The sequence below is a fragment of the Dyadobacter sp. HNCC25DJ187 genome (assembly GCF_056895255.1).
Genome location: NZ_JBXHAT010000017.1, coordinates 1 through 210, shown reverse-complemented (window position 1 = coordinate 210; position 210 = coordinate 1). Strand labels below are relative to the sequence as shown.

1 rRNA gene is annotated in these 210 nt (G+C 44.3%); it reads left to right on the top strand.

Features of this window, described 5'->3' with window-relative positions:
• Nucleotides 1–139 precede the first annotated feature (139 nt).
• A 16S ribosomal RNA gene (locus tag AC1XUE_RS25800) occupies nt 140–210 on the top strand; the annotation flags it as partial.

The window sequence follows — 210 nt, the reverse complement described above, 5'->3', positions numbered from 1 at the left end:
AACGGTAGCGAAAACGATCGCCACCACGAGTTCTGAGAGAATCAGAGCAACGTTCTTTGACATGATGAAGAGAGCAATAAGAATATTCGTTTAAGAAGATTCGGTCCTACTGGAAACAGTAGAGATCACAAAAAAATTTACAATGGAGAGTTTGATCCTGGCTCAGGATGAACGCTAGCGGCAGGCTTAATACATGCAAGGCGAAGGGGC